Origin of the sequence: Campylobacter sp. CFSAN093233 (genome assembly GCF_011068165.1) — a bacterium.
GTDB classification, from domain to species: Bacteria; Campylobacterota; Campylobacteria; order Campylobacterales; family Campylobacteraceae; genus Campylobacter_D; species Campylobacter_D jejuni.
The window spans coordinates 271,840-286,592 of record NZ_JAAMWY010000006.1 but is presented as its reverse complement, the minus strand read 5'-3'; the positions used below and the strand labels follow the sequence as shown (position 1 = coordinate 286,592).

15 protein-coding genes, 1 tRNA gene and 1 pseudogene are annotated in these 14,753 nt (G+C 31.0%); 14 read left to right on the top strand and 3 right to left on the bottom strand.

Annotation, left to right across the window (positions count from 1 at the left end; translation table 11 throughout):
* Positions 1–11: 11 nt before the first annotated feature.
* Positions 12–773, bottom strand: a complete 762-nt coding sequence (locus FBF15_RS05975; protein WP_002793545.1) for an IclR family transcriptional regulator — start codon at positions 771–773, stop codon at positions 12–14.
* A 229-nt stretch (positions 774–1,002) separates the two neighbouring features.
* On the opposite strand from FBF15_RS05975, the gene FBF15_RS05970 reads away from it, so the two are divergent.
* The 14 genes and pseudogenes from FBF15_RS05970 (at position 1,003) to FBF15_RS05905 (ending at position 14,051) form a co-directional block, all read left to right on the top strand.
* Entirely contained in the window at positions 1,003–1,911 is a 909-nt protein-coding gene (locus tag FBF15_RS05970; RefSeq protein WP_002793543.1) for a dihydrodipicolinate synthase family protein, read from the top strand.
* Positions 1,908–2,171 (top strand): UxaA family hydrolase, encoded by a 264-nt coding sequence (locus tag FBF15_RS05965; protein WP_002779462.1) that lies wholly within the window; start codon positions 1,908–1,910, stop codon positions 2,169–2,171. The genes FBF15_RS05970 and FBF15_RS05965 overlap by 4 nt, the downstream gene beginning before the upstream one ends.
* 2 nt (positions 2,172–2,173) lie before the next feature.
* Positions 2,174–3,340: a UxaA family hydrolase gene (locus FBF15_RS05960; protein WP_002871641.1), complete on the top strand. Its 1,167-nt coding sequence runs from the start codon at positions 2,174–2,176 to the stop codon at positions 3,338–3,340.
* A gap of 11 nt (positions 3,341–3,351) precedes the next feature.
* Complete coding sequence (locus tag FBF15_RS05955; protein ID WP_002872874.1) at positions 3,352–4,638, top strand: MFS transporter; 1,287 nt, start codon at positions 3,352–3,354, stop codon at positions 4,636–4,638.
* Entirely contained in the window at positions 4,639–5,427 is a 789-nt protein-coding gene (locus tag FBF15_RS05950) for an SDR family oxidoreductase (RefSeq protein WP_002825115.1), read from the top strand.
* Positions 5,428–5,437: 10 nt separating this feature from the next.
* The gene (gene fucP / locus FBF15_RS05945; protein ID WP_038817160.1) at positions 5,438–6,694 is read left to right on the top strand and encodes an L-fucose:H+ symporter permease; all 1,257 of its coding nucleotides are present in this window, start codon (positions 5,438–5,440) and stop codon (positions 6,692–6,694) included.
* Positions 6,678–7,448: pseudogene (locus tag FBF15_RS05940) on the top strand (amidohydrolase family protein). The gene fucP and the pseudogene FBF15_RS05940 overlap by 17 nt, the downstream one beginning before the upstream one ends.
* A complete protein-coding gene (locus FBF15_RS05935) occupies positions 7,449–7,766 on the top strand; it encodes an L-rhamnose mutarotase (protein ID WP_038816774.1) in 318 nt (105 codons plus the stop codon).
* A 13-nt stretch (positions 7,767–7,779) separates the two neighbouring features.
* Positions 7,780–9,219, top strand: coding sequence for an aldehyde dehydrogenase (aldA, locus tag FBF15_RS05930; RefSeq protein WP_052803874.1), 1,440 nt, complete (start codon positions 7,780–7,782; stop codon positions 9,217–9,219).
* A 327-nt stretch (positions 9,220–9,546) separates the two neighbouring features.
* Positions 9,547–9,933, top strand: coding sequence for a 30S ribosomal protein S12 (gene rpsL, locus FBF15_RS05925; RefSeq protein ID WP_002782934.1), 387 nt, complete (start codon positions 9,547–9,549; stop codon positions 9,931–9,933).
* A gap of 69 nt (positions 9,934–10,002) precedes the next feature.
* On the top strand, positions 10,003–10,473 hold the full coding sequence (rpsG, locus tag FBF15_RS05920; RefSeq protein WP_002779471.1) for a 30S ribosomal protein S7: 471 nt from the start codon (positions 10,003–10,005) through the stop codon (positions 10,471–10,473).
* A 12-nt stretch (positions 10,474–10,485) separates the two neighbouring features.
* Positions 10,486–12,561, top strand: a complete 2,076-nt coding sequence (fusA, locus tag FBF15_RS05915) for an elongation factor G (protein WP_002797112.1) — start codon at positions 10,486–10,488, stop codon at positions 12,559–12,561.
* Positions 12,562–12,589: 28 nt separating this feature from the next.
* Positions 12,590–12,666, top strand: a tRNA-Arg gene (locus tag FBF15_RS05910).
* Positions 12,667–12,848: 182 nt separating this feature from the next.
* A complete protein-coding gene (locus tag FBF15_RS05905; RefSeq protein WP_002874346.1) occupies positions 12,849–14,051 on the top strand; it encodes a site-specific integrase in 1,203 nt (400 codons plus the stop codon).
* Here the strand turns inward: FBF15_RS05905 and FBF15_RS05900 are convergent.
* Together FBF15_RS05900 and FBF15_RS05895 are read right to left on the bottom strand one after the other, a co-directional pair.
* On the bottom strand, positions 14,048–14,218 hold the full coding sequence (locus FBF15_RS05900) for a helix-turn-helix domain-containing protein (RefSeq protein ID WP_002864902.1): 171 nt from the start codon (positions 14,216–14,218) through the stop codon (positions 14,048–14,050). The two genes, FBF15_RS05905 and FBF15_RS05900, sit on opposite strands and share 4 nt — an antisense overlap.
* Complete coding sequence (locus FBF15_RS05895) at positions 14,211–14,753, bottom strand: pentapeptide repeat-containing protein (RefSeq protein ID WP_002801905.1); 543 nt, start codon at positions 14,751–14,753, stop codon at positions 14,211–14,213. Before FBF15_RS05895 ends, FBF15_RS05900 begins: the two co-directional genes overlap by 8 nt.

Genomic DNA, 14,753 nt, shown 5'->3' with positions numbered 1-14,753 from the left:
TCGGGGCTATATTAATACAGTGTATCTAAATCATTAAAATAAATTTTTAAAACTTTTTCTATTTTATTTTTTTCTTCTAGAAGTATTTTTTTATTTTTTTCTCTAAAAGCTTTATTAGAGCAATAAATTAGATAAGATATACTAATGGCAGCAATTATTTTATTTTTATGTTCTATGCCTATAGCCATACATTCAATTTGAGGATTCATTTCTCCAATTTCTATGGCAATTTTTTCTTTTTTAATTTGTTTGATTTGTTGATAGAGTTCATTTATATTATTTAAGGTGTTTTCTGTAATTTTATCAAAATTTTTAGGATAAAGTTTTTCTAATTCCTTTTTATTTTTATTTGATAGTAAGGCTTTGCCTAAAGATGTTGCATAAGCAGGATACGAAGTGCCTATAAAAGATTTTAATTGTACTGTATTATTAGCATCAATTTTTTCTAAATAAAGCACATTTCCATCTTTTAAAATTCCCATTTGACAAGTTTGATTGGTTAAATTTCTTATATTTTTCATATGCTTTTTGATTATTTCAAAAATATTATTTTCATTTTTTATATTACATCCTAATTCTATAATCTTAAAATCCAAATAATAACTTTTATTTTTTAAATCACATTTGATATATTTTTTTTCTTGAAGAGTTTGTAAAATAGGCCAAAGAGTTCCAGCAGGAATGTTTAATTTTTTAGCTATAGCACTTAAGGTAAGCTTTTCTTTTGCAAGTAATTCTAGAATATTTAACACTCTAAGAGTGGGCTGATGCATATTGTCTTTATCCTTGTTTTATTTTTATAAATTTTAGCATATTTTTTACTTTTAGTAACATAAAATCATAATTTTTATTATTTATTAATTTTAATATTTTTTTGTAAAAATTGGCAGTTAATAAGAATAAAATACGAATTTTTACCAAGTTAACAGCTTGATTTTTTTACAAATATTTTGTTATATTTTTTGTATATAAATATATTTTTGTATATACGAAAGGAAAAAAATGGGAATTTTAAAAGGAACTTTACCGGCTTTACTTACTCCATATAAAGATGATGGAAGTATCAATGAAAAAGAATTTATTCGCTATTGTGAATTTGGTATTTCTAAAGGCTTGAACGGATTGTTTTGTAATGGAAGTGCAGGGGATTCTCAAGCTTTGAGCGTGGAAGAGCAAGTTAAGTTAATGAAACTCACCAAAAAGGCTACAAAAAATAATATACCTATCATCACGGGTATTACCTCGACAATTTATGAAAACACTTTTATTTTGGCGCAAAAAGCTTATGAATTAGGTCTTGATGCCTTATTACTTGCTATGCCTTATTATTATAAATTGAGTGAAGATGCACTTTTTGAATATGTAAAATATTTAGCTTCTGAAGTGAAACTTCCCTTATATGTTTATAATATACCTCTTTTTGCACCAGCACTAAGCTTAAAATTTATAGAAAAGGTTTCAAAGCTTGATAATGTTGTGGGTATAAAAGATAGTAGCGGAGATGCTTTGCTTTTAAATCATATTTTAGATGTAGTACCTAGTAATTTTGATGTTTTTGTAGGAAGAGAAGAATTTTATGTAGGTGCATTATTAGCAGGTGCAAAAGGTTCTATGACTAGCATAGGTGGAGTTTTTCCAGAACTTATGAGCGAAATTTACAAATCAATCAATGAAAAAAATATAGGCAGAGCTTTGCTAATACAAAAAAGTTTATTAAAGGCCATAAGATTTGGTATGAGCATAGCTTTTCCTATGGGTTTTGCTTTGCTTTTAAAGGCCAGAGGATTTGAATTTGTAAATGCTAGTATTCATCCTTTATCACCTGCTACAAAAGAAGAATTAAACACTCGCTTTGATGAAGCAAAAGAGCTTATTAAAACTATAGAAAAAGAAACAGGTATAAAACTATGAAAGGATATATTATAGTCAATGAAAAAGACAATGTTGCCACAGCTTTGCGTGACTTTAAAAAAGGCGAAAAAGTGGCAAATATTGAGCTTTTAAATGATATTGCAAGCGGACATAAATTTGCACTAAAGGATATAAAAAAAGATGAAATTATTATCAAATACGCAGAAGCTATAGCTAGTGCAAGTTGCGATATTAGTACAGGGGAATGGGTGCATATCCATAATACTGCGGGAATTAGAGGTCGTGGAGATAAGGAATGAAAATGAAAAAGATAATGGGTTATAGAAGGGAAGATGGAAAATTTGGCTTAAGAAATAAAGTCATTATCATACCAAGTGTACATTGTGCTAATAAAGTGTGTGAAAATATAGCTAGAAAATGTAATGGAGCAGTTTATATCAACCATCAGCATGGTTGCTCCCAGCTTGAATTTGATGCTTTACAAACTAGAGATGTTTTAATAGGTCATGGGAGCAATGCCAATGTTTTTGGTGTTTTAATTATAGGGCTTGGTTGTGAGGTAATACAAGCCAAAGCAGTAGCAGAAAAAATCAAAGAAGCAACGCCTTATAAAAAGGTTGAATATTTAGTGATACAAGAATGTGGTGGTAGTAAAAATACCATTGAAAATGGTATCAAAATAGTCAATGAAATGCTTGAAAGTGCTGCAAAATTACAAAAAAGTGAAGGAGATTTCAGTGATTTGATTTTAGGCACAGAATGCGGTGGAAGTGATAGCTATAGCGGACTTAGTGCTAATCCTGCTTTAGGAAGTTTGAGTGATTTTGTAATCGATGAGGGTGGTGCGGTAATTTTAGCAGAAACTACAGAACTTATAGGTTGTGAAGCCATACTAGCTAAGAGAGCAAAAAACGATGAAATAGCTAAAAAGGTATATGATAAGATTTTAGCTTATGAGAATTTAGTCAAATCTTTTCATGCTGATATTCGAGGAGCAAATCCTAGCCCAGGAAATATGGCAGGCGGGCTTAGTACTATAGAGGAAAAATCTTTAGGCTGTGTTTATAAGGCAGGAACTAAAACCTTAATGGATGTGATTGATTATGCTAAGCCTGTAGTTTCTAAAGGTTTAACTTTTATGAATACACCAGGCAATGATATAGAACAACTTAGTGCTATGGTTGCAGGTGGAGCAAATATTTGTGTTTTTACTACAGGTCGTGGCACTCCAACGGGTTCTGCTATCGTGCCTACTATCAAAATGAGTTCTAATACTTTTTGTTATGAAAATATGAATGATGCTATTGATATTAACGCAGGAAGCATTATAGATGGGGTAAAAACAAAAGAAGAAGTGCGTGATGAGCTTATAGAATTAATCGTGCGAATTTCAGATGGAGAATTGGTAAAAGCCGAGCTTAACGAGCAAAATGATTTTTCAGTTTGGAGACTTGCTACAACTTGTTAAAGGGTAAAGTGATGAAACATGCAAATTCAATAAAGTTAGAGTTAGTATGTAAAAAAATATCTTGGCGTATTTTGCCTTTGATTGTTTTGATGTTTTGTCTTTCTATGCTTGATAGGACAAATATTAGCTTTGTGAAATCTCATATAGAAATTGATGCAGGCATCGGTGAGGCTGCTTATGCTTTGGGTGCTGGAATATTTTTTATAGGTTATGCCATTTTTGAAGTGCCTTCAAATTTATTTTTGCATAAATTAGGAGCAAAAATTTGGTTAAGTCGCATAATGATCACTTGGGGACTTGTAACTATGGCAATGATTTTTATACAAGGAGAAATAAGTTTTTATGTATTAAGATTTTTATTGGGTTTAACTGAAGCAGGTTTTAGTCCAGGCATTATTTTATACCTTAGTTATTTTTTCCCAGCTATATATCGATCAAAAGCTTATGGAATTTATCAAATGGGAGTTCCAATTGCTTTTGTTTTTGGTTCTTTAATTAGCGGTTTTATACTTGATTATACACCAAATATATATTTTAAAAATTGGCAATGGATGTTTTTAATAGAAGGAGGTATTACCGTTTTAGTAGGTATTTTTTGTTTATTTTATCTTGATTCACATCCAAAAGATGCAAAATGGTTAGATATAAAAGAAAAAGATATTTTGCTAAAACATATTGAAATTTCCAATACTAAAGCTAAGGATTATTCTATAAAAGATATTTTTAAAAGTATTTTGGTGTGGAAATTTGTATTTGTTTATTTTTGTATTCAATTAAGTGTTTATGGAGTGCTTTTTTATTTACCAAGTAAAATTGCCCAAATATTGCAAATAAATGTAGGTTTTGAAGTTGGACTTTTAAATGCCATACCTTGGATTTTTGTTTTTATCGCCTTGCCAATATTTACCTCATTGGCTGATAAAAAACATTCTTGGAATTTACATGCGATTTTATTTTTACTGCTAGCAAGTTTGAGCATGATAGCTTCAACTTTTGTTACAAATTTGGCGGCATTTTTATTTTTTATTAGCTTGGCTGCTATAGGTTTTATAGTCATTCAGCCTATATTTTGGAATTTGCCAACTCAAGTTTTAAAAGGAAAAGGAGCCGCGGCTGCTATTGCTCTTATAGGATCCTTGGGAAATTTAGGAGGTTTTGTAGCTCCTACTTTAAAAACATATATAGAAAATCATTTTGGAGTTGAGTTTGGACTTATAGTGTTAGCATTGATAGCAATTTTAGGTGTATTGGTATTAATACATTTAAAAATAACTTTAAATTTAGATAAAGGAGAATAAATGGATTTAAAAATTAAAAATAAGGTTTGTATTATTACAGGAGGGGCTAAAGGTATTGGGTATGGTATTGCTAAATTATGGGCAAGCGAAGGCGGAATTCCTGTAATTTTTTCAAGATCTATGCCTAAAGAGCACGATAAAGAATTAAAAAAATTATCTAGTGAGTATGAATTTTATGAAATTGATTTAAAAAATTATGAGCAAATTGAAAAGCTTGTAAAAAAAGTTGCTATCAAACATGGTGGAATCTATGCTCTTGTAAATAATGCAGGTACAAATGATAATTTACATATTGAAAATACAAGTACTCAAGATTTGATAAAATCTTATGAAAATAATCTTTTTCATTATTATACTATGACCAAAGAATGTTTGCCTTACATTAAAAAAGAACAAGGCAGTATTTTAAATATAGTGAGTAAAACAGGCATCACAGGACAAGGAAGAACTTCAGCTTATGCTTCGGCCAAAGCGGCTCAAATGGGTTTTACTAGAGAATGGGCTTGTGCTTTTGCTAAGGATAATGTTAGGGTAAATGCTATAGCTCCTGCTGAAGTTATGACTCCTCTTTATGAAAAATGGCTGCAAAATTTTCCTAATCCTAAAGAGCAATATGAAAAAATCGCAAAAGCTATACCTTTAGGCCATCGTTTTACTACCATAGAGGAAATTGCAAATACAGCGGTTTTTACACTTAGTCCCCTTGCTTCACATACTACAGGGCAAATTTTAATGCCAGATGGAGGTTATGTGCATTTAGATAGAGCATTAAATTGGGATGAAAACTAAGGAGTAAAAAATGACTGATTCTAAAAATATAAAAATAGCTATTGTTTTGGTAACTTCTCTTTTCTTTTTATGGGGAGTAAGCTATGGACTTATTGATGTGATGAATAAAAATTTTCAAAATCATCTTCATATTAGCCAGCATGAAAGTGGTTTTTTACAGTTTGCTTATTTTGGTGCTTATTTTATCATAGCCTTACCCGCAGGTTATATAGCCAATAGATTTTCTTATAAAATGGGAATCATTTTTGGCTTAGCTCTTTATGCCATAGGAGCTTTGCTTATTATACCTGCTACAAATTTGGCTTCTTTTCATTTGTTTTTGTTTGCGTTTTTTATTTTAGCTTGTGGTATTGGTTCTTTAGAAACTAGTGCAAATCCCTACATGACAAAGCTTGGTGATGAAAAAAATGCGAGTTTTAGAATCAATGCTGCGCAAAGTTTTAATGGTTTGGGGCAATTTGTAGGACCTATTATAGGCGGAGCTTTATTTTTATCTATTACTAAACAAGAAGAGGGTGCGAGTAAAGAGCAAATCGAGGCTGCATTGGTAGCTAATATGGGAAATGTCCAGCTTGTTTATATAGGAATTGCTGTCATTGTTATTTTGATTTTAATTGCTTTTGTTGCAAATAAGCTTCCAGAAGGAAGTGCGGTAAGTGATGATTATAAGCAAAAAGATGATTCTAAGCCCATATATGTTTTTAAACACAGACATTTTAACTTAGGGCTTTTAGCACAGTTTTTGTATATAGCCAATCAAGTTGCAGCAGGAGCTTTTTTTATCAATTATGTTGTGGAACATAATGAAGGTTTAAAAGATGCGCAAGGTGCTTATTATTTTTCTATAGCTTTGGTTGCATTTATGTTAGGACGCATTGTTTCTACTCCTTTGATGAAGATAATCAAAGGTGAAAAAATTTTAGGATTTTATTCTCTAATCAATGTGCTTATATGTCTTAGTTTATATTTTGTTAGCGGGTTTTTTAGCATAGTGCTTTTAATAGCTTTATTTTTCTTTATGTCTATTTCTTTTCCTACTATTTTTGCGGTAGCAACAAAAAATTTACCTTTAAATCAAGTAAAACTAGGCGGATCTTTGCTTGTGATGAGTATAGTAGGTGGAGCGATTATGCCTATAATTATAGGCTTTATTAATGATCATTATGGTACAGGCACTGGGTATTTAGCAATCGCACCTTTGTTTTTATATGTGGCTTGGTATGGCTTTATAGGTTCAAAAGTGAGAAAAAATGCAAAAGATTTTTGATGCTCATCTGCACCTTTGGGATTTGGGAAAAATACCTATTTCATGGATGAAAGACGATGAAAAATTAGAGCAAAATTATGATTTTTTTAGGATGAAATAAGAATATAAAGAATTTGAATTTATAGGTGCTATGTATGTTGAGGTTAATAGTGATGATTTGGAAAAGGAAATCTTGTTTGCTTTGGAACAAAAAAAGCTTCATAATCTTTTGCTTTGTCTAGCAGATTTAAAACATAAAGAAAAACTTAATTCTTTTAGAGAAGTAATGCATGTAAGCAAAAAAGGAGCTAAAAGATTGTTTGAAGTAGATTTTGAAGAAAAAATAGAAATTTTAAAAACTTTTAATATACCTTTTGAAGCTTGTATGAAAAATGAAGAACTCAGTTTTTTGGAAAATTTTTTAAATAAAAATTCAAATTTAAAAGTAGTTTTAAATCATCTAGGAAGTCCAAAAATAAATCGTTTAAATGAATACAAAAAAGATTTAAATCTTTTGAAAAAATTTCCAAATTTATATATCAAGCTTTCTACTCCTGATGATTTTTCACAAGAAACTCCTAAGGAATTTATTTTTGAACTTTTTGCTTTTTTAAAAGAAAATTTTAGCGAGGATAAGTTTATATTTGGCAGTAATTATCCAGTGTCTAATTTGTCTCCAAAGCAATGGATTGAGTTGATTATACAAAGTAAGGTTTTTAAAGATTTGGACTTGATATTTTATAAAAATGCTTTATCAATTTATAAAGGAGAATGAATGCAAAGATACGGTCAAATCATAAAGATAAAAAAAGAGAAGATACAAAAATATAAAAATCTTCATGCAAAGCCTTATGAAAGGGTTTGTGAGATGATTAAAGAATGTAATATACAAAATTATTCCATTTATTTGTTTGGAGAATATTTATTTGCATATTTTGAATATGTGGGTGCTGATTTTGAAGCAGATATGGCTAAGATGGCAAGAGATGAAAACACGCAAAAATGGTGGAAAGTAACAGATCCTTGTCAAATATCTTTAGGTTATGCAGGACAAAAGTGGCTAAATATGGAAGAAGTGTTTCACTTAGACTAAAAAAGGAGAAAAAATGACAACTTATTTAAATTATATTGATGGAGAATTTATCTCACATAATGGGGATTTTATCGAAGTTTTAAATCCAGCTACTAAAGAAGTAATTTCAAAAGTAGCGAGTGCTTCTTTAGAAGATGCCAAAAGAGCGATTGAAGCAGCCAAAAAAGCACAAAAATCCTGGGAGACTAAGCCAGCAATTGAGAGAGCAAATCATTTAAGAGAAATAGCTAGTTTAATACGCAAAAATGCTAATTTCTTAACAGAAATTTTAATGCAAGAGCAAGGAAAAACTAGAGCTTTAGCCAGCGTGGAGGTTAATTTTGCAGCAGATTATATGGATTATACGGCCGAATGGGCTAGAAGATATGAAGGTGAAATCATACAAAGCGATAGAGCTAATGAGCATATATATTTATATAAAAGTGCTATTGGGGTAATTGGTGGAATTTTACCTTGGAATTTTCCATTTTTCTTAATCGCAAGGAAGATGGCACCTGCTTTACTAACAGGAAATACCATAGTGATAAAGCCAAGTAGTGAAACTCCAAACAATGCTTTTGAATTTGCAAAACTTGTTTCGCAAAGTTCTTTACCAAAAGGTGTGTTTAATTTGGTTGCAGGTAAAGGTAGTGTAGTAGGATATGAATTATCAAGCAATGAAAATATAGGCATGGTAAGTCTTACAGGAAGTGTTGAAGCAGGGGCTAGAGTAATGGAAGCTGCAGCTAAAAATATCATAAAGGTTTCTTTAGAACTTGGCGGAAAAGCTCCTGCTATAGTGTGTAAAGATGCGGATATTGATTTGGCAGTAGAAGCGATTAAGGCAAGTCGAATTTGCAATAATGGACAGGTTTGTAATTGTGCCGAAAGAGCTTATGTGCATACAAGCATTTATGATGAATTTGTAGATAAATTTGTAAAAGCCATGAGTAAGGTAAGTGTTGGAAATACCTTAAAAGGTGATTTTGATATGGGACCATTGGTCAATCAAGCAGGGGTTGATAATGCTTTAGCAATGCTTCAAAGAGCTACAGCTAAAGGAGCAGTTGTGGAATGCGGTGGAAAAATCACTGATACAAGTGGGTATTATTTTCCTGCAAGTGTTCTTACTAATGTTAAGCATGAGGATGAAATTATGCAAAAAGAAATTTTTGCTCCCATTTTGCCTATTGCTAAATTTGATACACTTGATGAAGCTATTGATATGGCAAATGATTGTGAATATGGTCTTACAAGTTCTATTTATACACAAAATTTAGATATAGCAATGAGAGCTAGCAGAGAAATTAAATTTGGTGAAACTTATATTAATCGTGAAAATTTTGAGGCTATGCAAGGTTTTCATGCAGGCTTTAGAAAAAGTGGCATAGGCGGAGCTGATGGAAAACATGGTCTTGAAGAATATTTAGCTACCCATGTGGTATATTTGCAGTATAATACTAATAAACAATGATTTTTATCCTATCTAAATTTTTAGATAGGAGTTATTATAATCTTGGAATCAAGTATGATGCTTTATAACTATGGATTAAACACTTTTTTAGTAATTTCTTAAAATCAATTTTGGAATTTTTCATTTTGTCTAAAATGAGTAAGATTATTTTTATAAGTAAAACAATAATTAAAAATTAGTTTATGTTTTATAAATATTAATGTAAATTATGTAGGTTTATTTTATAAAAATTTTTAAAAGCATTTAAATTATTTCTAGTTTATATTTTTATAAGTAAATTTTAGATATCATCCAAAGTTTATTACATTTTTAAAGAAAGGAATTATTGTGCCTACCATAAATCAATTGGTTAGAAAAGAGCGCAAAAAAGTTTTAGAAAAATCTAAATCTCCAGCGCTTAAAAATTGTCCACAAAGAAGGGGAGTTTGCACTAGGGTTTATACTACAACACCTAAAAAACCAAACTCAGCGTTAAGAAAAGTTGCCAAAGTAAGACTTACTAGTGGCTTTGAAGTGATCAGCTATATCGGCGGTGAAGGTCATAACTTGCAAGAACACAGCATTGTTTTAGTGCGTGGTGGTAGGGTAAAAGACTTACCAGGGGTTAAATATCACATCGTTCGTGGTGCTCTTGATACAGCAGGTGTTGCAAAAAGAACAGTTTCTCGTTCTAAATATGGTGCTAAACGTCCTAAAGCAGGCGCTGCAAAATAATCATTCATACAGACAAATCCGTTAGATTTGATTTTGTTTGAGTAAAATTTAAAATTTGAAGGAAAAATAATGAGAAGAAGAAAAGCTCCGGTAAGAGAAGTCTTGCCTGATCCGATTTATGGTAATAAAGTAATCACAAAATTTATTAATTCTTTAATGTATGATGGTAAAAAAAGCACAGCTACAACAATTATGTATGGTGCTTTGGAAGCTATTGATAAAAAAGGTGGCGAGAAAAAAGGTATTGATATTTTTAATGATGCGATTGAAAATATTAAGCCTTTATTAGAAGTAAAATCTCGTCGTGTAGGTGGTGCAACTTATCAAGTTCCAGTTGAAGTTCGTCCTGCTAGACAACAAGCTTTGGCGATTCGTTGGATTATTTCTTTTGCAAGAAAAAGAAGCGAAAGAACTATGATTGATAAACTTGCAGCTGAGCTTTTAGATGCAGCAAATAGCAAAGGTGCTTCATTTAAGAAGAAAGAAGATACTTATAAAATGGCTGAAGCAAATAAAGCATTTGCTCACTATCGTTGGTAAGAAGGAGTGTGTATGTCAAGAAGTACTCCTTTAAAAAAAGTTAGAAATATCGGTATTGCTGCTCACATTGATGCGGGTAAAACGACTACATCTGAAAGAATTCTTTTCTTTACAGGCATGAGTCATAAAATCGGTGAAGTTCATGATGGTGCTGCAACTATGGACTGGATGGAACAAGAGAAAGAGCGCGGGATTACTATCACTTCTGCGGCTACAACTTGTTTTTGGAAAGATCATCAAATCAATCTTATTGACACTCCAGGCCACGTGGATTTTACAATTGAAGTTGAAAGATCTATGCGTGTTCTTGATGGTGCTGTTGCGGTATTTTGTTCAGTGGGTGGGGTGCAGCCTCAAAGTGAAACAGTTTGGAGACAAGCAAATAAATATGGTGTTCCAAGAATAGTATTTGTAAACAAAATGGATAGAATCGGTGCAAATTTCTACAATGTAGAAGATCAAATTCGCAACCGTTTAAAAGCTAATCCAGTTCCACTTCAAATTCCAATCGGTGCTGAGGATAATTTTAAAGGCGTAATCGATCTTGTAACTATGAAAGCTTTAGTTTGGGAAGATGATACTAAGCCAACGGATTATGTAGAAAAAGAAATTCCAGCTGAACTTAAAGAAAAGGCAGAAGAATATCGCACAAAAATGATAGAAGCAGTTTCTGAAACTTCAGATGAGTTGATGGAAAAATATTTAGGCGGAGAAGAATTAAGCCTTGAAGAGATTAAAACAGGGATTAAAGCAGGATGTTTAAGTCTTTCTATCGTTCCTATGCTTTGCGGTACAGCGTTTAAAAATAAAGGGGTTCAACCTTTACTTGATGCTGTTGTGGCTTATTTACCAGCTCCTGATGAAGTGGCAAATATCAAGGGTGAATATGAAGATGGCACAGAAGTTTCTGTAAAATCAACTGATGATGGCGAGTTTGCAGGACTTGCATTTAAAATTATGACAGATCCATTTGTAGGACAACTTACTTTCGTGCGTGTTTATCGCGGTTGTTTAGAAAGTGGTTCTTATGCTTATAACTCAACTAAAGATAAAAAAGAAAGAATTGGTCGTTTGTTAAAAATGCACTCTAACAAAAGAGAAGAGATTAAAGTGCTTTACGCAGGCGAAATTGGTGCTGTTGTAGGACTTAAAGATACTTTAACAGGGGATACTCTTGTAAGTGAAAAAGATAAGGTAATCCTTGAAAGAATGGATTTTCCAGATCCAGTTATTTCTGTTGCAGTTGAGCCAAAAACTAAAGCAGATCAAGAAAAAATGTCTATTGCTTTAAATAAATTAGCACAAGAAGATCCAAGTTTTAGAGTTTCTACAGATGAAGAAAGTGGCCAAACTATCATTTCAGGTATGGGTGAGTTACACCTTGAAATTATCGTTGATAGAATGCTTCGTGAATTTAAAGTTGAAGCTGAAGTAGGTCAACCACAAGTTGCTTATCGCGAAACTATTAGAAAAACTGTTGAACAAGAATACAAATACGCTAAACAATCAGGTGGTCGTGGTCAGTATGGACATGTATTCTTACGCCTTGAACCACTTGAGCCAGGTAGTGGATATGAATTTGTTAATGATATCAAAGGTGGAGTAATTCCAAAAGAATACATTCCTGCAGTTGATAAAGGTGTTCAAGAAGCATTACAAAATGGTGTTTTAGCAGGTTATCCTGTGGAAGATGTTAAAGTAACTGTTTATGATGGAAGTTATCACGAGGTGGATTCATCTGAGATGGCGTTTAAACTTGCTGCTTCTATGGGCTTTAAAGAAGGTGCTAGAAAAGCAGGTGCTGTGATCTTAGAGCCTATGATGAAAGTTGAAGTAGAAACTCCTGAAGATTACATGGGTGATGTTATTGGAGATCTTAACAAACGCCGTGGTCAAGTAAATAGCATGGATGAGCGTGGTGGAAATAAAATCATCACAGCATTTTGTCCTTTGGCTGAAATGTTTGGTTATTCTACTGATCTTAGAAGTCAAACTCAAGGTCGTGCGACTTATTCTATGGAATTTGATCACTATGATGAAGTTCCTAAAAATGTTGCGGATGAAATCATCAAAAAAAGAAACGGTTAAATTTTTAGCGGGATTTTTCCCGCTTTCTGTCCTCGTAGCTCAGCAGGATAGAGCGCAAAATTCCTAATTTTGAGGCCGTGAGTTCGAATCTCGCCGTGGACACCAAGTAGTAATTCATTAAGTAATATTAAGATACAAAATACACTATTTTAACAACTTTTCTACATTAAAATTTTTCATTATGATTGAAATTTTTTCTATTTTTTCTTATAATTCTGTAGCCATTTATGTAGCCAAAGTAAAAAAGCTAATTCTGGCTACAAAAATACTAAAAAAAGGTTTTTTTAATGCTAACTCAAAAAGATATAGACAATTTAGAAATAAAAGATAAAAGGTATATGATTAGCGTAGGAGAACCAAAAGAATTATATGTCCGAGTTAATCCAACAGGTAAAAAAGTTTTTTATTTAAGAGCTTCAAAATTTAAAAATTTTATAACAATAGGGGAATGCCAAAAAGGTGTTTTAAATGTTACAAATGCAAGAGAAAAAGCAAAAGATCTTTTAAAATCAATGTATGATGGAAAATTTATCGGCAAAAATGATAAGGTTATGACACTTGAAAAAGCAAATTTTCTTTATGTTGATATAAAATCTAAAAAATTAAATTCAGCTACAATCAAAAAAGAACAGTCAATTTTTAAAAAATATATTATTCCAACTTTGGGACAAAAAGATATAAATGAATTGAAAAAAGATGATTTTCTACCTATTTATGATTTAATGCAGAAAAAAGGAATATACGAAACAATAAATAAAAATATATCTTTGCTATGTAGGATATTTGAGATTAGTAGACAAAGAGGTGACTTAAAAACAGATATAATACTTCAATTGAAAGATTTAAAGAAATTTTACAATGAAGCAAATCACAATAAAGTTAAACATTTTAAAGCTATAGTAGAAGAACAAGAAATAAAAAATATGTTAGAATGTATGAAAGAATATAAAAATCATCCACGGACAAATACAACTATAATTAATGCAATTTATTTTACGCTTTTAACAGCACAAAGAAGTAAAAATATTCGATTTGCCAAATGGAGTGATATTGACTTTGAAAACAATCTTTGGATTATAAAAGCAGATGAAATGAAAGTAAGAACTAATGGTGATAATATTATCCCTTTAAATAAATATGCTTTAAAGATACTAGATATACAAAGAATTTTAAATGGAGATAAAAAGTATATTTTCGCTAATAATAATGGAACTATTAGCGAAAATTTTGCTGTAAGATTTTTTAAATTTTATAATTTAGAGCACACTATACATGGATATCGTTCTACTTTTAGAAGTGTTTATACTAATAAAAGCAATGAGTTAATTCAGCAAGGTATTAGTAAGGATATAGCAGAAATGATATTACATCATATAAACGGTAATGAAATAGAAAGGGCTTACAACAGAGCCAAGGCAATTGATTTAAGAGTAAAACTTATGCAATGGTATGGAAATTACTTAAACTCTCTTTGTGAGTTTTGCTTTTAATGTCTTTTAGCTTTAAGCCATTTTTCTATTTCTTTTATTTCATATCTTATGGATTTTCCTATGCGAATGTAAGGTATTTTACCATCTTGTCTTAACTTAAATAATGATGTTATACTAACTCCTAAATATTCGCTCAATTCTTTTTCTCTAAAATATTTTTTAACCATTTTCAACTCCTAATCTTTTATCTATAATTTCAAAAATAGTATCCTTGTAATAATTCCAAAGCCATTTCTGTTCTTCATCTTCTAAATCATCAACGCTTAAATTACGCCATTCTTTTATTGTTTTAGTATCACAACCTAAATTCATCATGGTTTTTGTAAAAGTCATAACATAGGTATCAACGACAACACTAAAGATATTTTTCATATCTCCTATACAATCCCTAAGATCTACATTTTCAAATATACAATTTTCAAATTCTGTTCTTAAGAAATTACAAAAATTAAAACTTGCACCGCTGAAATCACAATCTATAAAAGATGCATTTTTGCTTGAAATATCATTTAAATTAGAATTTTTAAAACTAGCACCATTTATAAATACATTATCAAAATCCAAACCACTTAAATTTAGATTTTCTAAGTTTGCATCATTTAAAGAAATACCTTCTAAAATGCAATACTCAACTAATTCTTTTTCACTTTTTCTATCATCTTCGATAATGATAGTTTCATCAAGTCTTTTTAAAATTCCCAT